We start from the raw sequence: 20,379 nt of genomic DNA, 5'->3' as shown, positions 1-20,379 counted from the left end.
CCTACCGGTTCTGTATACAGAATGTGGATGAAGTATGACACAGGATGGGCAAATACGGTCGAAGTGGGCCATAATGTGTACACAGAACCAAATTGCAGTCGCAACGGAGGGAAGCAATGGCAGTCACTCAGCGCGCGAGCGACCGGGCATACCAGACCCTTCGTGATGAGATCGTGGAGTGGGAGCTGCGCCCGGGAAGCGTGCTCGGCGAGGTCGAACAGTCCACCAGGCTCGGAGTCTCCCGCACCCCCCTGCGCGAAGCACTCGCCCGTCTGATGGCGGATGGCCTCGTGTCGCCCCAGTCCGGGCGCGGTCTCGTCGTCACCGAGCTGTCGCTGGCCAGCATCCGGGAGATCTTCGAAGTGCGGCAGGCGCTCGAAGAGCAGGCGGCACGTCTCGCCGCCCGGCGCGGTGACCCGGCGGTATTCGAGCAACTCGAGATCGAGTTCGCCGCCGTCAATGAACTGCTCGAGCACGATGACCCGGCCCGTCATGCCTATTACGGCCTCGTCGCCCGCCTCGATGAAGCCATCGACGACTCCGTCGACAACTCCTACCTCGCGGCGGCGCTGTCCACGCTCCGCACCCATCTCGTGCGCGTGCGCCGCCTCGCCGTCGATGATCCGGCACGGCTCTCGGCCGCTGCGGCGGAGCACCTGCTGATCGTGCAGGCGATCGCCGCCCGGGATGCCGAACTCGCCGCCCACGCGACGCAGGTTCACCTGCACCAGGCCCTCCGAAACATCCAGAAGATGGCACACCTCCACCAGTCAGCGGGCGCCACCAGCCCCGCCCCGAAAGGAACACCGTGAAACTGCACTCCGTCAGAGTCCACCCGAGTTCTGAGAACCTCGCCCGCGAAGACCAGCTCGCCTGGAAGATCGCCGAAGTCGCCGCCGACACCGTGGCGGTCACGCCGGAGGTCACAGAGATGGTGATCAACCGGCTGATCGACAACGCAGCCGTAGCCACGGCCTCCATCACCCGTGCTCCGGCCGTCGCCGCCCGGGCGCAGGCCGAAGACCACCCGTACGAGCCCGGATCCACGGTGTTCGGCATCCCCGGACGATTCGGTCCGGAGTGGGCAGCCTGGGCCAACGGCGTCGCCGTTCGCGAGCTCGACTACCACGACACCTTCCTCGCGGCCGAGTACTCCCACCCGGGCGACAACATCCCCCCGATCCTCGCGGTCGCCCAGCACGTCGGATGCACCGGCGCCGACCTCGTGCGCGGAATCGCCACCGGCTATGAGATCCAGGTCGACCTGGTGAAGGCGATCAGCCTGCACGCCCACAAGATCGACCATGTGGCCCACCTCGGCCCGTCGGCCGCGGCGGGAATCGGCACGATGCTCCACCTCTCGCCGGAGGTGATCTTCCAGTCGATCGGACAGGCGCTGCACACCACCACAGCCACCCGCCAGTCCCGCAAGGGCGAGATCTCCACCTGGAAGGCCTACGCTCCTGCGTTCGCCGGCAAGATGGCCGTCGAAGCGGTGGATCGCGCGATGCGCGGCCAGACCAGCCCCACCCCCATCTACGAGGGCGAGGACGGCGTGATCGCCTGGCTGCTCGACGGACCGGACGCGCACTACGAGGTTCCCCTTCCCGAGGCCGGGGAGGCGAAGCGGGGCATCCTCGACACCTATACCAAGGAGCATTCGGCCGAGTACCAGGCGCAGGCCTGGATCGACCTCGCCCGCAAGCTGCACAACGAGTACCCGGCTCTCGGCGAGGCGGGCAACATCGAGCGCGTCATCATCCGCACCTCTCACCACACCCACTACGTGATCGGATCGGGCGCGAACGACCCGCAGAAGTACGACCCGACCGCGAGCCGGGAGACCCTCGACCACTCGATCCCCTACATCTTCACCGTCGCGCTGCAGGACGGCGAATGGCACCACGAGCGGTCCTACGCGCCCGAGCGGGCCGGCCGGCCCGACACCGTCGCGCTCTGGAACCGTGTGGTCACCGAGGAAGACCCGGAGTGGACGCGCCGCTACCACTCCAACGACCCGGCCGAGAAGGCCTTCGGCGGAAGCGTTGCGATCACCCTCACCGATGGCACCACGATCGTCGACGAGATCGCGGTGGCGGATGCCCACCCGCTCGGCGCCAGGCCCTTCGCTCGCGAGCACTACATCGCGAAATTCCGGGCGCTCGCCGCGGACATCCTCGAGCCGGCGGAGATCGAGCGCTTCCTCGCGCTCGTGCAGCGGCTGCCCGAACTGACCGCCGAGGAGCTCGGCGGCCTCACCGTGACCGCGAAGCCCGGCCTGCTGGCCACCGGCCCGAAGGGACTCTTCTGATGCTGTATTCCTCACTGACCCCCGCCGAGAAGCGCGCCACGTTCCGCACTGCGCTGTCGAGCGGACGCCTCCAACTGGTGCCCGGCGCCTTCAACCCGCTGAGTGCGAAGCTCATCCACGACAAGGGCTTCGACGGGGTGTACATCTCCGGCGCCGTCATCGCCGCCGACCTCGGGCTGCCCGACATCGGACTCACGACCCTCACCGAAGTGGCGAACCGCGCCAAGCAGATCAGTCGCATGACCGACCTCCCCTCGCTCGTCGACGCGGACACCGGATTCGGCGAGCCGATGAACGTGGCCCGCACGGTGCAGGAGCTCGAAGATGCCGGCGTCGCCGGCCTGCACATCGAGGACCAGGTCAACCCGAAGCGGTGCGGTCACCTCGACGGCAAGGCCGTCGTCGATGCGGATACCGCCACCAAGCGCATCCGTGCCGCGGTGGATGCGCGCCGCGACCCGAACCTGCTGATCATGGCGCGCACCGACATCCGGGCGATCGATGGATTGGCCGTGGCAGTCGATCGCGCAAAGGCGCTGGTGGATGCCGGGGCCGACGCGATCTTCCCGGAGGCCATGAAGGACCTCGGGGAGTTCGAGGCGATCCGCGCGGCGGTCGATGTGCCGATCCTCGCCAACATGACCGAGTTCGGCAAGAGTGAGCTGTTCACCAACGATCAACTCGCCGGTGTCGGCATCAACCTGGTGATCTACCCGGTCAGTCTGCTCCGTCTCGCGATGGGTGCCGCGGAGCGCGGGCTCGATACGATCAAGCGGGAAGGTTCGCTCAACTCGGAGGTGCCGAACATGCAGACGCGTGCCCGGCTCTACGAGCTGCTCGACTACGAGGCGTACAACGCCTTCGACACCAGCGTCTTCAACTTCACCCTCAGCTAGGAGCAGAAACATGGCAGATCCAGACATCAAGAAGGGTCTCGCGGGAGTCGTCGTCGACTACACCGCGGTGTCCAAGGTGAACCCCGACACCAATTCGCTGCTGTACCGCGGGTATCCCGTGCAGGAGCTCGCCGCGAACTGCTCCTTCGAAGAGGTGGCCTACCTCCTCTGGCACGGGGAACTACCGGATGAGCGCCAGCTGGCGGATTTCGAGACGCTCGAGCGTTCGCAGCGATCGCTCGACGACAACGTGAAGCGCGTGATCGACGACCTGCCGCTCACCGCGCACCCGATGGATGTCGTGCGCACGGCGGTCAGCGTGATCGGCGCCAACGACCCCAGCGCGGATGATGCGAGTGCGGAATCGAACCTGGCCAAGTCCATCTCGTTGCTGGCAAAGCTCCCCGCGATCGTCTCGTACGACCAGCGGCGCCGCCGCGGCCAGGAACTGGTCGAGCCGCGCGACGATCTCGGTTACTCGGCCAACTTCCTGCACATGACCTTCGGCGACGTGCCCGACCTCGTGGTCGTGAATGCGTTCGACGTCTCGATGATCCTGTACGCGGAGCACTCCTTCAATGCCTCCACCTTCACCGCTCGGGTGATCACCTCGACCCTCGCCGACCTCTATTCGGCTGTCGTCGGTGCGATCGGAGCCCTCAAGGGGCCGCTCCACGGGGGCGCCAACGAGGCCGTCATGCACGTCTTCGACGAGATCGGTACCGCAGACAAGGCTCAGGGGTGGCTCGAGACGGCCCTCGCCGAGAAGCGCAAGATCATGGGCTTCGGCCACCGGGTCTATAAGAACGGAGACTCGCGGGTGCCCACGATGAAGGCGGCACTCGACACCCTGATCGCCGAGTATGACGCCCAGCCGCTCGCGGAGCTCTACGACACCCTCGAGGCCGCGATGGGCGAGGCGAAGAACATCAAGCCGAACCTCGACTACCCCTCCGGACCGGCGTACAACCTCATCGGCTACGACACCGAGATGTTCACCCCGCTGTTCGTCGCGAGCCGCATCACCGGTTGGACCGCGCACATCATGGAACAGCGGGCCGCGAACGCGCTCATCCGCCCGCTCAGCCTGTACAACGGGCCGGACGAGCGGCACGTGCCGGCATCGGAGCGGAACTAGAGGCAAACGCGGTGCGTCGGCCCTCGGTCTACTTCTGGTTGAACCTCGGCTTCGTCGTTGTGCTGGTCGGCCTGCTCCTGGGGGCCGCTTCGCAGCCGTGGTTCTTCGTCGTCGCGGTCGCCTGGGCCGTGGTGGGCTTCATCGTCACCGCGCGCAATCGGCGCAACCGGCCCGGGCCGCCGAACCTCTTCGACGACGAGCCCCGCTAGCGACGGAACGATCACTCGAGGTGCCCTCTTGTGCGGGCTCGCTCGTGATGCAGGCCACCAGAGTGCGCAACTCACCCCGCCTGGTCGGAGCCGGCTGGCTTGCGGGTCAGTTGACCGCGCCGGTCCACTTCTCGCCGGCACCGAAGCCCGGGGCATCCGGGATCGGGGATGCCTCGCGGAACGCCAGTTGCACGGATCGCAGGCCGTCCCTCAGCGCGCGGGCGTGCTGGTCGCCGAGATCGGGGGCGCTCGCGGTGATCAGGCCGGCCAGAGCGTTGATCAGCTTGCGGGCCTCATCGAGGTCGAGCTGGGAGTCCGGATCATCCGCCAGACCGCACTTCACTGCGGCGGCACTGAGCAGATGCACGGCGACCGTATTGATGACCTCGATCGCGGGAACGTCCGCGATATCCCGCGCCGCGTCATTCTCGTGGGTGTGGCCGGGTTCTGAATGATCTTGCTGGTTCATCGGGCGTTTCCTCTGTTACACTGAACGCTGGCTCCGGGCCCTGCAAGGGTCCCGGAACGAAAGTGGAGATTCTCCCACCCGCGCTTGACCGCTGAGCGATGTGTTTACTAAACATCGCTGATGACGAGGTTACCGGGTTGTTGCGGTCCGCCTGTTCCTCCTCACGGGGGTGCGGGTAGTCAGGTCGCCGTGCCGAAGTGTCCGAAGAAAGTCGGATGCGGAGGGCGCGTGAATTTCTTCAGTCGTCGTGAGTCCGGCACATCGCCGAATCCACAGGCCAACACGACCGACTAAGGAGTTACGCATCAGCGATCCCCGTACCAATGACCGAATCCGCGTTCCGGAGGTCCGACTTGTTGGCCCCAATGGCGAACAGGTCGGTGTAGTGCGCATTGAAGACGCCATTCGTCTTGCCCAGGAGGCAGACCTGGATCTGGTTGAGGTTGCTCCCAATTCCAAGCCTCCCGTTGCCAAGATCATGGACTTCGGCAAGTTCAAGTACGAAACAGCGCAGAAGGCGAAAGAAGCCAAGCGCAACCAGTCCAACACCATCCTCAAAGAGGTACGGTTCCGCCTCAAGATCGATGTGCACGACTACGAGACCAAGCGCAAGCGCGCCGAGGGGTTCCTTCAGGGCGGCGACAAGGTGAAGGCCATGATCCTGTTCCGTGGTCGCGAGCAGTCGCGCCCCGAGCAGGGTGTGCGCCTCCTTCAGCGTTTTGCGGAGGACGTGTCGGAATTCGGCAGCGTCGAGTCGACCCCGATGATCGATGGCCGCAACATGGTCATGGTGATCGGGCCGCTCAAGACCAAGGCAGAGGTCAAGGCAGAGCATGACGCCAAGATCGCGAAGTCGAAGCCGGAGCGCACCGAGCGTCCGGCGAGCGCGGAGCTTCCTGCCCTGCCGCCCGAATCGGTCAAGGCAGCGACGGATGCCGCAGCTCACCCGGTTGTCGAGGTTCCGGCCGCGGCTCCCGTCGAGGCACAGAAGGCGCCCGCGGTCGAGACCAAGGCCGCTCCGGCCGTGAAGGCAGCCCCGGTCGCCGCCGCGCCGGCTGCCGCCCCCGCGACCGAGGCTGCGCCCGCCACGGCTGCTCCGGCTGCTGCTGCCCCGGCCGCGAAGGCTGCACCGGCCGCCGCCGCGAAGGCCGCCCCGGCACCGCGCGCGACCGCCACCCCGGCCGCGGCCTCCAAGCCCACGCCCGCGACGGCCTCCAAGCCGGTACCCCGCCCGGCTCCCACCCCCGGAAACGCGCCGAAGCCGCGCGCGGTTCCGCCCAAGACTGCACCAGCAGATGTGACGTCGGACTAGTTCCGACGAGTAGCACCAAAAAGGAGAGATATGCCCAAGCAGAAGACGCACTCCGGCACCAAGAAGCGATTCAAGGTCACCGGTAGCGGAAAGATCATGAAGCAGCAGGCTGGCATGCGCCACAACCTGGTGACCAAGTCGGGCCAGCGCAAGCGCCGCCTCAACCAGGACCAGGTCATCGCCCCGGCGAACGTCAAGGCCATCAAGAAGCTTCTCGGCATCTAACGTCGAGCCCCAGAACTAAAGGAAAACGGAAATGGCAAGAGTAAAGAGGGCCGTCAACGCCCACAAGAAGCGTCGGGTAATCCTCGAGCGCGCCAAGGGTTACCGCGGCCAGCGTTCGCGTCTGTACCGTAAGGCCAAGGAGCAGGTCACTCACTCCCTCGTCTACGCGTACCGTGACCGTCGTGCCCGCAAGGGTGACTTCCGTCGCCTGTGGATCCAGCGCATCAACGCGGCGTCCCGTGCGAACGGCCTCACCTACAACCGCCTCATCCAGGGCCTGAACCTGGCCGGAGTGGGCGTGGACCGTCGCATCCTCGCCGACCTCGCCGTCACCGAGCCCGCCACGTTCGCGGCGCTCGTGGCCACCGCGAAGGCCGCTCTCCCGGCCGACACCTCCGCTCCGAAGGTGCTCGCGTAGCCCGCAGTCGTGTTGTCTCGAAGGGCCCGGTAGCCTCACGGCTGCCGGGCCCTTCGTCGCGCCGGTCGGCTCTGCGGAACGGTGCTCTGTTCGGGGGGTCGTCAACATATACGCGCCGGGGAATCCGACCTCCACGGGTAATTCAGGTCGCCAGAATAGACTGCTCCCGTGCTAGATAATCCCCGTTCGCCGCGAGTCAGAGGCGTTGCCAAGCTCGCGAAGCGCGAGGGCAGAATCTCCAGCGGGCAGTTTCTGCTCGAGGGTCCCCAGTCCGTTGCCGAGGCGCTGACGTTCCGTCCGGAGCTCGTCGTCGAGCTGTTCGCGACGCCGACCGCCCTCGACCGGTACACCGATATCGCCCAGCGCGCCGAGGATGCCGGCATCGACGTGGAATTCGTCACCGAGCAGGTGCTCGACACGATGGCTGACACCGTCACCCCCCAGGGGATCATTGCGGTCTGCCGTCAGTTCCCCACCTCTCTCAAAGACATCCTGGCGGGGGAGCCGAAGCTGATCGCGATTCTCGAAGAGGTGCGCGATCCGGGTAACGCCGGCACGATCATCCGGGCCGCGGATGCCGCGGGAGCGGATGCGGTCATCCTCACCGGCCGGAGCGTCGACCTCTACAATCCCAAGGTCGTGCGCGCATCGACGGGCTCGATCTTCCACTTGCCCGTTGCGGTCGGCGTGGAGCTCGAGGCAGTCCTTCTCAAGGTGCAGCAGGCAGGGCTCACCGTGTTGGCGGCCGACATCAAGGGGGAGGACCTCCTGGCCGCCCGGGTCGACGGCGTGCTCGACTCACCCACGGCGTGGCTCTTCGGCAACGAGGCCCGCGGCCTGTCGGATGAGCATTTCGCGCTCGCGGACCGGGCGATCGCCGTGCCCATCTACGGCCACGCCGAATCGATGAACCTCGCTACCGCCGCCTCGGTCTGCCTCTACGAGAGTGCCTTCGCGCAGAGAAGCGGGCAGTAGCTCAGCAGGCAAGTCGCCGTGTCGGCGCGCTCGGTCGCACGCTAACGATCAGGCAACCCTTTGAGCATCGATGAGAGTGGAGCGTCTCGTCTCCCCTATATTGGGGGACATGGAGACAAGCGCAAGCGAGCCCCCGACCTCGAACATCAGCGTGGTTCGAGGAGAACCCCTGGTGATTCTCGACGGAGTGAACAAGCACTTCGGTGACCTCCACGTGCTCAACGACATCAACACCGTGGTCAACCGCGGTGAAGTCGTCGTCGTGATCGGACCGAGCGGATCGGGCAAGTCGACCCTGTGCCGGGCGATAAACCGGCTGGAGACCATCGACAGCGGCACCATCACCATCGACGGTGAACTCCTTCCGGAAGAGGGGTCCGAGCTCGCGCAGCTTCGGGCCGATGTCGGCATGGTGTTCCAGTCCTTCAACCTCTTCGCCCACAAGACGATCCTCGAGAACGTGACCCTCGCGCCGATCAAGGTGCGCAAGCTCTCCAAGACCGATGCTGACAAGCGCGGCATGGAGATGCTCGACAGGGTGGGGATCGCCGACCAGGCCGGCAAGATGCCCGCTCAGCTCTCCGGCGGCCAGCAGCAACGCGTGGCCATCGCCCGGTCGCTGGCCATGACGCCGAAGCTCATCCTGATGGATGAGCCGACGAGCGCGCTCGACCCCGAGATGATCAACGAGGTGCTCGACGTGATGGTCGGCCTCGCAAAGGACGGCATGACCATGGTCGTCGTCACCCACGAGATGGGCTTCGCCCGCAAGGCCGCGGACCGCGTTCTCTTCATGGCCGCCGGCCGGATCGAAGAAGAAGCCACACCGGAGCAGTTCTTCACGAATCCCCAGACCGCGCGCGCCCAGGACTTCCTGTCGAAGATCCTCGATCACTAGACCCACCCGCACCCCATCACAGCACGAGAGAGGTACGAATCCATGAAGAAGAGAATGTTGTCCGTCATCGGACTAGCCGCAGCATCCATGCTGATCCTGGCCGGATGTGCCGGCACTGACGAGCCGGCCGCAGACCCCAAGCCCGTCGCCAGCTTCGCCGCCGGCAGCACGATGGCAAAGCTGTCAGAGGCCGGCAAGATCACCATCGGCACCAAGTTCGACCAGCCGCTGTTCGGGCTCAAAGGCCCGGACGGTCCCGTCGGTTTCGACGTCGAGATCGGCAAGCTCATCGCGGCCAGCCTGGGCATCAAGGCCTCCGACATCACCTTCACCGAGACCGTCTCCGCCAACCGCGAGCCATTCATCGAATCCGGGCAGGTCGATCTGGTGATCGCTACCTACACGATCAACGACAAGCGCAAAGAGGTCGTCTCCTTCGCCGGACCGTACTACTCGGCGGGCCAGTCCATCCTGGTGAAGGCCGACAACAAGTCGATCAAGTCCGAGAAAGACCTGGTCGGGCAGCCGGTGTGCTCGGTGACCGGCTCCACCCCGGCCGCGAAGCTCGCCGAGATCGGCGCCAAGCCGCTGCTCACCGACACGTACTCCAACTGCCTCGAGCCGCTTCGTTCGGGTGCGGTGGTCGCGGTCAGCACTGACAACGTGATCCTCGCTGGCCTCGCGGCCCAGAACGAGGGGGAGTTCAAGATCGCCGGCAAGCCCTTCACAGAGGAGCCCTACGGAATCGGTCTCAAGCACGACGACAGTGACTTCCGTACCTTCATCAACGATGTGCTCACCAAGGCATACAAGGACGGAAGCTACAAGAAGGCGTGGGAAGACACCGCCGGCAAGGTTCTGCCCTATGTCGCTCCTCCCGCGGTAGACGACTACTCGCTGTAACCGACTCCTCACCCATCGGGGTGGTGGGCCGCCGCGGCGGACACCACCCCGATCCACGACTCTCGACGGGAACGATCCATGAATGCGGTGATCGACAACCTGCCGTTGTACCTGCAGGGATTCGGCGTCACGCTGTCACTGTTCGTCATCGCCGGCGTCTCTGCGATCATCCTCGGCACCATCGTTGCGGCGATGCGCATCTCTCCGGTCGCGGGTCTTCGTGGGGCGGCGGCCGCCTACACGGAGATTCTTCGTAACACGCCCCTCACGCTCGTTCTGCTGTTCTTCGCGTTCGTTCTTCCCCAGATCACCCCCCGGATCCCGTATTTCCCGGCGGCGTTGGTGGGCCTCACTCTCTATACCGCACCCTTCGTCGCCGAGGCACTCCGATCCGGCGTCAACGGCGTACCCATCGGACAGGCGGAGGCGGCACGCAGCCTCGGGATGGGTTTCGGCCAGGCGCTCACGCTCATCATCCTTCCCCAGGCCTTCCGCATGGTGATCCCGCCCCTGGTCAACGTGCTGGTCGCCCTTGCCAAGAACACCTCCGTCGCCGGTGGATTCTTCGTGGCGGAACTCTTCACGGTGGGCAAGGCGCTCGCCAACGGGAACGGCAACTCGATAGTCCCGATCCTGCTCGGCGTCGCCTTCTTCTACCTGGTGATCACCATCCCGCTCGGGATCCTCTCGTCACGACTGGAAAAGAGATGGGTGGTGGCCCGCTGAGCTCCTCGGTCTTGTTCGACTCTCCCGGCCCGAAGGCCCGCCGCCGTTCGCTGATCTTCTCGATAGTCGCGATCGTCATCGTCGCGGGGGTACTGCTCTGGGCCGTGCTGACGCTCGCCGCGCCGCGCCAGTCCTCCGGCATCACGCTCCCCGGTTCGTTCGATTCGAGTCGCTGGGACATCTTCCTGGATCCGCGGGTCTGGCGGGACATCGGCCTCGGTGCGCTCGCGACCCTCCGCGCCGCCGCCGTGGCCGCGGCGCTGGCGCTCGTCATCGGCGTCGGCTTCGCCACCCTGCGAACCTCGGTCTTCTCGTGGGTGCGGGTGCCCGCCACCGTCGTGCTCGAGTTCTTCCGCGGCATGCCGGTGCTCCTGCTGATGCTCTTCATTCTGTTGGCGAGCTCGTTCGGCGCGTTCTGGGCGGTGGTGCTCGGTCTCGCCCTCTACAACGGAGCGATCATCGGCGAGATCTTGCGGGCCGGCCTCGCCTCGCTGCCTCGGGGCCAGCGCGAGGCTGGCCTGAGCCTCGGTCTCACTCGCCTTCAGACCAAGACCATGATCGAATTCCCCCAGGCGTTCCGGCAGATGTTGCCCGTGATCGTGGCACAACTGGTGGTCCTTCTCAAGGACACGAGCCTCGGCTACATCGTGGGATACAACGAACTGATCCGCACGACGATGAACAGCATGTCGAGCTTCTACGGCAACCGCTACCTCCTCTCGCTCTTCATAGTGACGTTGGTCATCTACCTCGCGATCAACCTCTCGCTCTCGGCGTTCGCCCGCCGTCTCGCGCGCAAACGGGTCTCCCGCTAGCTCCGACCGACGCCTCGGCACATTGGCATTAAGCTTGGGACCCGTGTCAGACCCCACTACGCCGCCGCCTCTGTCGATCTCCGAATCCACTGTCGGCGCCGCTCTCGATGCGGCTCTCACCGCCATCGGCGAAGCCACGGATGTCGCAAGCCTCAAGCGGGTCAAGACCGAGCACCTCGGTGAAGCGTCACCGCTCGCGAAGCTCAACGCCACGTTGCGGGATGTCGCACCCGCCGACAAGGCCGCCTTCGGAAAGCTCGTCGGCCAGGCCCGCGGTCGCGCGAACCAGGCCTTCGCCGCGCGGGAGTCCGAGCTCTTCGCCGCCGAAGAGACCGCGCGCCTCGCGGCGGAGGCAGTGGATGTCACGGCCGTGGCGTCTCGCTGGACACCGGGCGCGCGTCATCCGCTCAACCTGCTTCAGGAGTACATCGCCGATGTCTTCGTCGGCATGGGCTGGGAGGTGGCCGAGGGGCCGGAGCTCGAGAACGAGTGGTTCAACTTCGACGCGCTCAACTTCGACGAGGACCACCCCGCGCGCGCCATGCAGGACACCTTCTTCGTCGATCCGGTCGATTCGCACCTCGTGCTGCGCACCCAGACCAGCCCGGTTCAGATCCGCTCGCTGCTCACGCGGGAACTCCCCGTCTACGTGATCTCGCCCGGCAAGGTGTTCCGCACCGACGAGCTCGACGCGACCCACACCCCGGTGTTCCACCAGGTGGAGGGCATCGCCATCGACAAGGGGCTCACGATGGCGCACCTGCGCGGAACGCTCGAGCACTTCGCCCGCATCATGTTCGGCGACGAGGCGAAGATCCGCCTGCGCCCCAACTACTTCCCGTTCACCGAGCCGAGCGCCGAGATGGATGTCTGGCAGCCGAACGCCAAGGGCGGCGCCCGCTGGGTGGAATGGGGCGGCTGCGGCATGGTGAACCGCAACGTGCTGCGCGCCGCGGGTATCGATCCCGACGAATACCAGGGCTTCGCCTTCGGCATGGGGATCGAGCGCACCCTGCAGTTCCGCAACGATCTCAACGACATGCGCGACATGGTCGAGGGCGACATCCGCTTCTCGCAGCAGTTCGGAATGGTGGTCTGATGCGCGTCCCGATCTCGTGGCTGCGGGAGTTCGTCGACGTCCCGCTCGACGTCACCCCGGAGCAAGTTCACGCCGCACTCGTGAGCGTCGGCTTCGAAGAAGAGACCATCCACGACTTCGGCCTCAGCGGGCCGATCGTCGTCGGCAAGGTGCTCGAGTTCACGCCAGAGCCGCAGTCCAACGGCAAGACGATCAACTGGTGTCAGGTGGATGTGGGAGAGGCCGAACCCCGAGGAATCGTCTGCGGCGCCCACAACTTCATCGTCGGTGACAAGGTCGTCGTCTCCCTGCCCGGGGCGATCCTGCCGGGCCCGTTCCCCATCGCGGCTCGCAAGACCTACGGGCACGTCTCCGACGGCATGATCGCCTCGGCGCGCGAGCTCGGTCTCGGTGAGGAGCACGATGGCATCCTGCGCCTCGCCTCGCTCGGCCTCGATCCGGAGGTGGGGGCGGATGCCACGGCACTGCTCGGCCTCGACGACTGGGCGGTCGAGATCAACGTCACCCCCGACCGTGGCTACGCCTTCTCCATCCGCGGCGTCGCCCGCGAGTACGCGCACGCCACCGGTGCCGCCTTCCGCGACCCCGCCCTCGCCGTGACTCCAGAGACGACCACCGGGTTCGACGTGACTATCGACGACCGCGCGCCGATCCGCGGCCGCATCGGCGCCTCCGTCTTCGTCACCCGCACGGTGCACGGCATCGACGCCGGTCGCCCCACGCCGCCGTGGATGATCGCCAGGCTGGCCCTCGCCGGCATCCGCTCGATCTCGCTGGTGGTCGACATCACCAACTACGTGATGCTCGAACTCGGCCAGCCGATCCACGGCTACGACCTCGACGCGCTCAGAGGCGGCCTCGTCGTGCGACGCGCACAGCCGGGCGAAAAGCTCGAGACCCTCGACGGCCAGGTGCGCACGCTGCATCCCCAAGACCTTCTCATCACCGACGACTCCGGGCCCATCGGGCTCGCCGGGGTCATGGGCGGAGCCAGCACCGAGATCGGCGCGACCACCGAGAACGTGCTCGTGGAGGCGGCGAACTTCGACCCCGTCTCGATCGCCCGCTCTGCGCGCCGTCACAAGCTCCCGAGCGAGGCCTCGCGTCGCTTCGAGCGCGGTGTCGACCCCGAGGTGGCGGATGCCGCGGCGGCCCGCGTCGTGGAACTGCTCGTGCAGCTTGCCGACGGAACCGCCGATCCCGTCGGATCCCGCCTGTTCGACGTCGCCCCGCGCGAGCCGATCGTGCTGCCGGACGGCTACATCGCCGGTCTGGTCGGCGCCGACTACTCGGATGTCGAGATCCTGCGTTCGCTCACGGACATCGGAGGATCGATCGAGCCGATCGACCACGCGCTGTCGGTGACCCCTCCGAGCTGGCGCCCCGATCTCACCGACAAGGCGACACTCGCCGAGGAAGTGGCTCGCATCGTGGGCTACGACCGTATTCCTGCGGTGCTCCCCACGGCTCCTCCGGGGCGCGGGCTCACGCGCGAGCAGCGTCTCCGACGATCCGCCGCGCAGTTGCTCGCCTCCGCGGGTGCCACCGAGGTGCTCTCCTATCCCTTCGTGTCGAAGCGCGCCAACGACACCTTCGGCGCATCCGTCGCTGGAGTGGTTCCCGCCATCCGTCTGGCGAACCCGCTGGATGGCGAGGCGCCGTTCCTTCGCACCTCCCTCCTTCCCGGGCTCATCGAGATCGCCCGCCGCAACCTCTCCCGCGGACTCGTCGACCTCGCGCTCTACGAGATCGGATCGGTGTTCCGACCGGAGGCCGGTGTGCGGTACGGAAGCGGTGACCTGCCCTCCGGAATCATCCGCCCGACGAGCGCGGAGCTCGCAGACCTGCTCGGCAGCATCCCGCCGCAGCCCCTTCGCGTCGCGGCACTGTTCACCGGCGCTGCCGTCTCTAAGCAGCCCGGCCAGCCCGCGATTCCGCATGGCATCGCGGATGCGCTCGACACGGCCCGCCAGGTCGGCCAGGCGCTCGGTGCAACGGTCTCGATCGCCAAGGGCTCGCACCACTCCCTGCACCCGGGGCGCACCGCGGAGCTGTTCTTCGGCGATCGCAGAGTCGGATTCGCCGGCGAGCTCTTGCCGGCCCTCGCCGACGAACTCGACCTTCCCCGGGTCACCGCGGTGCTCGAGCTCGAACTCGGCCTGCTCATCGAACTGGCCGCCGCCGAGGTCTCGCCAAGCACGATCGCCGCCTACCCTGCGGCGACCCAGGACCTCTCGCTCGTGATCGGTGCGGAGGTGCCGGCGGGCGAGGTCCTCTCGGCGATCGTCGAAGGCGCGGGGCCGTTGCTGGAGGTCGCCCACCTCGTGGACGACTACCGTGGGCAGGGCATCCCCGAGGGATCGAAGTCACTCACGTTCGCCCTGCGTTTCCGGGCCGCGGACCGCACTCTCACGGCGCCGGAGGCCACCGAGGCCAAGCTCGCCGGAGCCGCCCTCGCCGCCGAGAGATTCGGCGCGAGCATCCGCGAGTAGTGGGAGGCCGGTGGATGTCCGCTAGGCTCGAACGGTGGACATCCTTCGCCTCACCGGTTCGACCGAACGCCGCACGTCCGTGCGCCGCGGTCTCCGCCTGCGCTCGGACCGTCGCGGACAGCGACTGCAGGCGACGCTCTCCGTCTGATCGACTGCCGAATCCGGCATCATGATCCGACACCAGCGCCGCCGCACCAGGCCTCGTCGATCCACTCTCAATAAGGTGTAACCATGTCCTATTCCGTTGCCGTGGCCGGTGCCAGCGGCTATGCGGGCGGGGAGCTGCTTCGGCTGCTTTCCCAGCATCCCGAGTTCCAGGTGGTCACGGTCACCGCCTTCCAGAACGCGGGCCAGGCGCTGTCCGAAGTCCAGCCGCATCTGCGCTCATCCGGAAAGCTCACGCTCCAGGCGACCACGCCAGAGGTGTTGAGCGGCCACGACCTGGTCTTTCTCGCCCTGCCCCACGGCAAGTCGGGGGAGCTCACCGCCCACCTCGGTGACGACAGCCTCGTCATCGATTGCGGCGCCGATCACCGCCTCTCGGATGCCGCGGACTGGGCCGCGTTCTACGGCGGGGACCACTTCGGCGCCTGGGCGTACGGCGTGCCGGAACTCCCGGTGGGAGCCGGCAAGCAGCGCGCGGCCCTCGTCGGCGCCACCCGCATCGCGGCTCCCGGCTGCAATGCCAGCACGGTCTCGCTCGCTCTCGCGCCGGGTATCTCGGCCGGGGTGATCGAGGAGCGCGACCTCGTCGCGGTGCTCGCGGTCGGACCGTCCGGCGCGGGCAAGAGCCTCAAGCTCGAGAACCTGGCCAGCGAGATCCTCGGCTCGGCCAACCCTTACGCCGTCGGCGGCACCCATCGCCACATCCCCGAGATCCAGCAGTCGTTGCGTGCAGCCGGGGCCACCGCGCCCACCATCTCGTTCACCCCGGTGATCGTGCCGATGGCGCGCGGCATCCTCGCCACCTCGACCGCTCGCATCATTCCGGGCACCTCGGCCTCCGCCATCCGATCGGCCTGGGAGTCCGCCTACGCCGACGAACCTTTCGTGCACCTCCTGCCCGAGGGACGGATGCCCCGAACCGGTGACGTGCTCGGCTCCAACACCGCCCTCATCGGCCTCGCCGTCGATGAGGCCGCCGGTCGCGTCGTCACCGTCACCGCACTCGACAACCTCGTCAAAGGCACAGCGGGCGCCGCCATCCAATCAGCCAACATCGCCCTGGGGCTCGACGAGACCAGCGGCCTTCCGATCGACGGAGTTGCACCATGAGCGTCACCCACCCCAGAGGTTTTGTCGCGGCCGGAGTCGAATCGGGCCTTAAGGGCAAGGGCGGCAAGGATGTCGCGCTCGTCGTCAACCAGGGGCCGAGCCAGGCCGCCGCGGCGGTCTTCACGAGCAACCGCGCAAAGGCGAACCCGGTGATCTGGTCGCAGCAGGTGATCGCTGACGGCATCGTCAACGCCGTCGTGCTCAACTCGGGCGGAGCGAATTGCTACACCGGCGCGCGCGGATTCCAGGTGACCCACGCGACGGCGGAGCACGCGGCATCCCTTCTCGGCAGTTCCGCCACCGACGTCCTGGTCTGCTCCACCGGCCTCATCGGCGACCAGCTCGACCTCCAGAAGGTGAGCTTCGGTGTCACCGCCGCCCACGCGTTCCTGCGTGAAGACGGGGGACTGGATGCCGCGACCGCGATCATGACCACCGACACGCATCCCAAGCAGGCCGTCGCCCGGGGGGAGGGTTGGTCGATCGGCGGCATGGCGAAGGGTGCCGGTATGCTCGCGCCGGGACTCGCGACCATGCTGGTCGTGATCACTACCGATGCCGCGCTCGACTCCGGTCAGCTGGATGCGGCACTCCGCCACGCCACGCGGGTGACCTTCGATCGCCTCGACTCCGACGGCGCGATGTCGACCAACGACACCGTCGCATTGCTCGCCTCCGCCGCATCCGGCATCTCGCCGACGCTCGAGGAGTTCACCTCGGCTCTCACCGCACTCTGCGAAGACCTGGCCACCCAGCTGCAGCAGGATGCCGAGGGGGCGGCCCACGACATCACGATCGAGGTCGTGGGCTCCGCGTCCGAAGACGAGGCCGTCGAGGTGGGCCGGGCCGTCGCCCGCAACAACCTCTTCAAGGCCGCGGTCTTCGGCAACGATCCCAACTGGGGCCGGGTGCTCGCGGCCGTCGGCACCACGCAGGCCGCTTTCGACCCCTACGACATCGACGTGTCGATGAACGGCGTCCGGGTCGCCCACCGGGGCGAGCCCGACCAGCCGCGGGAGAGTGTCGACCTCACCGGCCGCGCCATGCGCCTGCTGATCGACCTGCACGCCGGGTCATCGACCGCCACGGTCTGGACCAACGACCTCACCCACGACTACGTTCACGAGAACAGCGCGTACTCCAGCTGATGGGCGCACACTCGAGGGAAGCATCCGCGAAGGCATCCGCCCTCATCGAATCCCTGCCGTGGTTGCAGCGGTTCCACGGCAAGACCATCGTGGTCAAGTTCGGCGGCAACGCCATGGTGAACGACGAGCTCAAGCATGCTTTCGCGGAAGACATGGTCTTCCTGCGTCAGGTGGGCGTTCGCCCGGTCGTCGTGCACGGCGGCGGACCCCAGATCTCCGCAGAACTCGCCGCCAGGGGCATCCCGAGCGAATTCCGTGGTGGGCTCCGAGTGACCTCCGCAGACGCCATCTCGGTAGTGCGTGAAGTGCTCACCACTCGCGTCGGGCCGGAGATCGCGGCACTCATCGACTCGCACGGCATCGAGGCGCAGGCCCTGTCGGGGGAGACCGACGGGTTGTTCTCCGGGACCCGGCGCGGCACGGTGGTCGACGGCGAGGACGTCGATCTCGGGCTCGTCGGTGACGTCACGGCCGTGGATCCGGCGGTCGTCCACGCCATCCTCGAGGCCGGCCAGATCCCGGTGATCTCCTCCATCGCTCCGGATGCAGAGAAGCCCGGGCAGTCGCTCAACGTCAATGCCGACTCGGCCGCCGCCTCCCTCGCCGTCGCCCTCCAGGCGGAGAAGCTCGTGATCCTCACGGACGTCGCCGGCCTCTATCGCGACTGGCCCGATCGCGACTCCCTCATCTCCACGATCGATACGACGGAGTTGCGTCAGCTCCTCCCGTCCCTCGAATCCGGGATGATCCCCAAGATGACGGCCTGCCTCGACGCGGTCGACGGCGGGGTTCCCAAGGCCGCGATCATCGATGGTCGCGTCTTGCATTCGATCCTGCTCGAGGCGTTCACCGCCGAGGGGATCGGCACCGAAGTGGTCTCCGGAAAGGACCTGTGATGGACACGCACGACTGGCGCGAACGCTTCGGCGACGCGATGATGGGCTCCCTTGCGCCCCCGCTCGCCATGCTCGAACGCGGGGAGGGTGCCCACGTGTGGGACGTCGACGGCAACCGCTACCTCGACTTCCTCGCGGGCATCGCCGTCAACGCGCTCGGTCACGCGCATCCGGTGCTCGTGGAAGCCGTGAGCCGCCAGGTCGCGACGCTCGCGCACGTCTCCAACTACTTCGCCTCCCCGCCCCAGCTCGAGCTCGCCGAACGCCTGCGTCGCATCACGGGCGCGGGCGATGCCGGCCGGGTGTTCTTCGCGAACTCGGGGGCCGAGGCGATCGAGGCGGCGATCAAGCTCGCCCGCCTCAACCGGGGAGACGGCCGGCGCACGCGCATCCTCTCCCTGATCAACTCCTTCCACGGGCGCACCATGGGCTCGCTCTCGCTCACCGGCAAGACCGCGTTGCGTGAGGTCTTCGAACCGCTGCTGCCCGGAGTCGAGCACATCGACACGACCATCGCGGCGCTCGAAGCGGCGATGGATGACACGGTCGCGGCGATCTTCATCGAGCCGATCAAGGGGGAGGCCGGTGTGCTCGACCTGCCGGAGGGCTTCCTCCGCCGGGCCCGTGAGCTCGCCACCGAGAACGGCTCGCTGCTGATCCTCGATGAGATCCAGACCGGAGTCGGCCGCACGGGCACCTGGTTCGCGTTCCAGCAGACCGACGTTGTGCCGGACGCCCTCGCCCTCGCGAAGGGCATCGCCGGCGGCGTGCCGATCGGGGCGCTCGTGACCTTCGGTGCGGCATCCGAGCTGTTCCAGCCGGGCCAGCACGGCAGCACGTTCGGGGGAAACCCGCTGGCGACAGCGGCGGGGAATGCCGTACTCGGCGAGATCGAGCGGGCCGGACTGATCGAGAACGCCTCGGCGATCGGCGCGAAATTGCACGCCATCATCGAAGACATCGGCTCTCCGCTCATTACCGAGATCCGCGGCCAGGGAGCGCTCATCGGCCTCGGTCTCTCCCAGCCTGTCGCCGGGGCACTCTCCGCTGCGGCCTTCGCCAACGGTCTCATCATCAATGCCCCCAACGACTCCAGCATCCGAATCGCCCCACCGCTCATCGTCGGCGATGCCGAATTGAATGAGTTCCGCGAGAAGTTCAGCCTCGCCCTTCAGACCCTCACATTGGACGCGAAATGACCCGACACTTCCTGCGCGACGACGACCTCAGCCAGGCCGAACAGACCGCGATCCTCGACCTCGCGGTCGAGCTCAAAAGGGATCGCTTCGGCACTCGCCCCCTCGCGGGTCCGCAGACGGTCGCCGTGATCTTCGACAAGTCGTCGACCCGAACGCGCGTCTCGTTCGCCGTCGGTATCGCCGAGCTCGGCGGCATCCCCCTCATCATCTCCACCGCCAACAGCCAGCTCGGGGGCAAGGAGACCGCCGCCGACACGGCGCGCGTGCTCGAACGCCAGGTCGCGGCCATCGTCTGGCGCACCTTCGCCCAGTCGGGGCTCGAGGAGATGGCTCTCGGCACCACGGTTCCGGTGATCAACGGGCTGTCGGATGATTTCCACCCCTGCCAGCTGCTGGCTGACCTGCTCACCATCCGCGAACACCGCGGGTCCCTTGCGGGCCTCACCGTCACCTTCCTCGGGGATGGCGCGAGCAACATGGCCCAGTCCTATCTGCTCGCGGGTGCGACGGCCGGCATGCACGTGCGAGTGGCGTCACCGGTGGACTACGCCCCCACCGATTCAGTGGTCGAGGCCGCCGATCTCGCCGCGGCGAAGACCGGCGGATCGGTCACCCTCTACACGGATCCGGTGGAAGCCGTCGCGGGTGCCGACGTTGTCGTGACCGACACCTGGGTGTCGATGGGAAAAGAGGAGGAGAAGGCCGAGCGTCTCACCACGCTCGGTTCCTACCGGGTCGACACCGAGCTGATGGCGCTGGCGAAGCCCGATGCGCTCTTCCTCCACTGCCTTCCCGCCGACCGGGGCTACGAGGTCACCGCCGAGGTCATCGACGGTGCGCAGAGCGTGGTCTGGGATGAGGCGGAGAACCGCCTGCACGCGCAGAAGGCCCTGATGGCCTGGCTGCTGCAGCAGTAGCCACCCCGCTGGTCGAGTGGCTCGCACCAGCGGCCGAATCGAGACCCGGCACCGAACA

At 67.1% G+C, this 20,379-nt stretch carries 21 protein-coding genes; 20 read left to right on the top strand and 1 reads right to left on the bottom strand.

Going from position 1 to position 20,379, the window contains the following annotated elements; translation table 11 throughout:
* Positions 1-116: 116 nt before the first annotated feature.
* Genes VLI63_RS12610 through VLI63_RS12590 form a run of 5 tightly spaced genes read left to right on the top strand, consistent with a single transcriptional unit; the run spans position 117 to position 4,554 of the window.
* The gene (locus VLI63_RS12610; protein WP_409157172.1) at positions 117-812 is read left to right on the top strand and encodes a GntR family transcriptional regulator; all 696 of its coding nucleotides are present in this window, start codon (positions 117-119) and stop codon (positions 810-812) included.
* Positions 809-2,311 carry an MmgE/PrpD family protein gene (locus tag VLI63_RS12605; protein ID WP_409157171.1) on the top strand — a complete coding sequence of 501 codons (1,503 nt, stop codon included), beginning with the start codon at positions 809-811 and terminating at the stop codon, positions 2,309-2,311. The genes VLI63_RS12610 and VLI63_RS12605 overlap by 4 nt, the downstream gene beginning before the upstream one ends.
* Positions 2,311-3,207, top strand: coding sequence for a methylisocitrate lyase (gene prpB / locus VLI63_RS12600; RefSeq protein WP_409157170.1), 897 nt, complete (start codon positions 2,311-2,313; stop codon positions 3,205-3,207). Before VLI63_RS12605 ends, prpB begins: the two co-directional genes overlap by 1 nt.
* Before the next feature lie 10 nt (positions 3,208-3,217).
* Positions 3,218-4,345, top strand: a complete 1,128-nt coding sequence (locus VLI63_RS12595; RefSeq protein WP_409157169.1) for a bifunctional 2-methylcitrate synthase/citrate synthase — start codon at positions 3,218-3,220, stop codon at positions 4,343-4,345.
* Positions 4,346-4,356: 11 nt separating this feature from the next.
* Positions 4,357-4,554 (top strand): hypothetical protein, encoded by a 198-nt coding sequence (locus VLI63_RS12590; protein ID WP_185201501.1) that lies wholly within the window; start codon positions 4,357-4,359, stop codon positions 4,552-4,554.
* Positions 4,555-4,660: 106 nt separating this feature from the next.
* Here the strand turns inward: VLI63_RS12590 and VLI63_RS12585 are convergent, their stop codons facing one another.
* Positions 4,661-5,023 carry a DUF1844 domain-containing protein gene (locus VLI63_RS12585; RefSeq protein ID WP_409157168.1) on the bottom strand — a complete coding sequence of 121 codons (363 nt, stop codon included), beginning with the start codon at positions 5,021-5,023 and terminating at the stop codon, positions 4,661-4,663.
* 247 nt (positions 5,024-5,270) lie between these two features.
* Here VLI63_RS12585 and infC point away from each other — a divergent pair, with 247 nt between their 5' ends.
* The 15 genes from infC to argF all read left to right on the top strand — a co-directional run bounded on the left by infC (position 5,271) and on the right by argF (position 20,321).
* On the top strand, positions 5,271-6,335 hold the full coding sequence (gene infC / locus VLI63_RS12580; RefSeq protein ID WP_409157167.1) for a translation initiation factor IF-3: 1,065 nt from the start codon (positions 5,271-5,273) through the stop codon (positions 6,333-6,335).
* A gap of 30 nt (positions 6,336-6,365) precedes the next feature.
* Positions 6,366-6,560, top strand: a complete 195-nt coding sequence (gene rpmI, locus VLI63_RS12575) for a 50S ribosomal protein L35 (protein WP_185201499.1) — start codon at positions 6,366-6,368, stop codon at positions 6,558-6,560.
* A 31-nt stretch (positions 6,561-6,591) separates the two neighbouring features.
* Positions 6,592-6,978 carry a 50S ribosomal protein L20 gene (gene rplT / locus VLI63_RS12570; RefSeq protein ID WP_185201498.1) on the top strand — a complete coding sequence of 129 codons (387 nt, stop codon included), beginning with the start codon at positions 6,592-6,594 and terminating at the stop codon, positions 6,976-6,978.
* A gap of 168 nt (positions 6,979-7,146) precedes the next feature.
* Entirely contained in the window at positions 7,147-7,953 is an 807-nt protein-coding gene (locus VLI63_RS12565) for a TrmH family RNA methyltransferase (RefSeq protein WP_409157166.1), read from the top strand.
* A 109-nt stretch (positions 7,954-8,062) separates the two neighbouring features.
* The gene (locus tag VLI63_RS12560) at positions 8,063-8,851 is read left to right on the top strand and encodes an amino acid ABC transporter ATP-binding protein (protein WP_185201496.1); all 789 of its coding nucleotides are present in this window, start codon (positions 8,063-8,065) and stop codon (positions 8,849-8,851) included.
* Between the two features lie 54 nt (positions 8,852-8,905).
* Positions 8,906-9,754: a glutamate ABC transporter substrate-binding protein gene (locus VLI63_RS12555; RefSeq protein WP_409157165.1), complete on the top strand. Its 849-nt coding sequence runs from the start codon at positions 8,906-8,908 to the stop codon at positions 9,752-9,754.
* Between the two features lie 78 nt (positions 9,755-9,832).
* Positions 9,833-10,480 (top strand): amino acid ABC transporter permease, encoded by a 648-nt coding sequence (locus tag VLI63_RS12550; RefSeq protein WP_409157164.1) that lies wholly within the window; start codon positions 9,833-9,835, stop codon positions 10,478-10,480.
* Positions 10,462-11,295 carry an amino acid ABC transporter permease gene (locus VLI63_RS12545; RefSeq protein WP_409157163.1) on the top strand — a complete coding sequence of 278 codons (834 nt, stop codon included), beginning with the start codon at positions 10,462-10,464 and terminating at the stop codon, positions 11,293-11,295. The genes VLI63_RS12550 and VLI63_RS12545 overlap by 19 nt, the downstream gene beginning before the upstream one ends.
* A gap of 43 nt (positions 11,296-11,338) precedes the next feature.
* A complete protein-coding gene (gene pheS, locus VLI63_RS12540) occupies positions 11,339-12,394 on the top strand; it encodes a phenylalanine--tRNA ligase subunit alpha (protein ID WP_409157162.1) in 1,056 nt (351 codons plus the stop codon).
* The gene (gene pheT, locus VLI63_RS12535; RefSeq protein ID WP_409157161.1) at positions 12,394-14,886 is read left to right on the top strand and encodes a phenylalanine--tRNA ligase subunit beta; all 2,493 of its coding nucleotides are present in this window, start codon (positions 12,394-12,396) and stop codon (positions 14,884-14,886) included. The genes pheS and pheT overlap by 1 nt, the downstream gene beginning before the upstream one ends.
* Before the next feature lie 231 nt (positions 14,887-15,117).
* Entirely contained in the window at positions 15,118-16,161 is a 1,044-nt protein-coding gene (gene argC, locus VLI63_RS12530; RefSeq protein ID WP_409157160.1) for an N-acetyl-gamma-glutamyl-phosphate reductase, read from the top strand.
* On the top strand, positions 16,158-17,309 hold the full coding sequence (argJ, locus tag VLI63_RS12525; protein WP_409157159.1) for a bifunctional glutamate N-acetyltransferase/amino-acid acetyltransferase ArgJ: 1,152 nt from the start codon (positions 16,158-16,160) through the stop codon (positions 17,307-17,309). Before argC ends, argJ begins: the two co-directional genes overlap by 4 nt.
* The gene (argB, locus tag VLI63_RS12520) at positions 17,309-18,205 is read left to right on the top strand and encodes an acetylglutamate kinase (protein ID WP_409157158.1); all 897 of its coding nucleotides are present in this window, start codon (positions 17,309-17,311) and stop codon (positions 18,203-18,205) included. The genes argJ and argB overlap by 1 nt, the downstream gene beginning before the upstream one ends.
* Positions 18,205-19,404 (top strand): acetylornithine transaminase, encoded by a 1,200-nt coding sequence (locus tag VLI63_RS12515; protein ID WP_409157157.1) that lies wholly within the window; start codon positions 18,205-18,207, stop codon positions 19,402-19,404. The genes argB and VLI63_RS12515 overlap by 1 nt, the downstream gene beginning before the upstream one ends.
* Positions 19,401-20,321, top strand: coding sequence for an ornithine carbamoyltransferase (gene argF / locus VLI63_RS12510; RefSeq protein WP_409157156.1), 921 nt, complete (start codon positions 19,401-19,403; stop codon positions 20,319-20,321). Before VLI63_RS12515 ends, argF begins: the two co-directional genes overlap by 4 nt.
* The last annotated feature ends 58 nt before the right edge of the window (positions 20,322-20,379 follow it).

The sequence above is a fragment of the Lacisediminihabitans sp. H27-G8 genome, from assembly GCF_046156175.1.
Classification (GTDB): domain Bacteria; phylum Actinomycetota; class Actinomycetes; order Actinomycetales; family Microbacteriaceae; genus Lacisediminihabitans.
The sequence above is the reverse complement of the archived record's forward strand: the minus strand, read 5'-3'. Positions and strand labels throughout refer to the sequence as shown.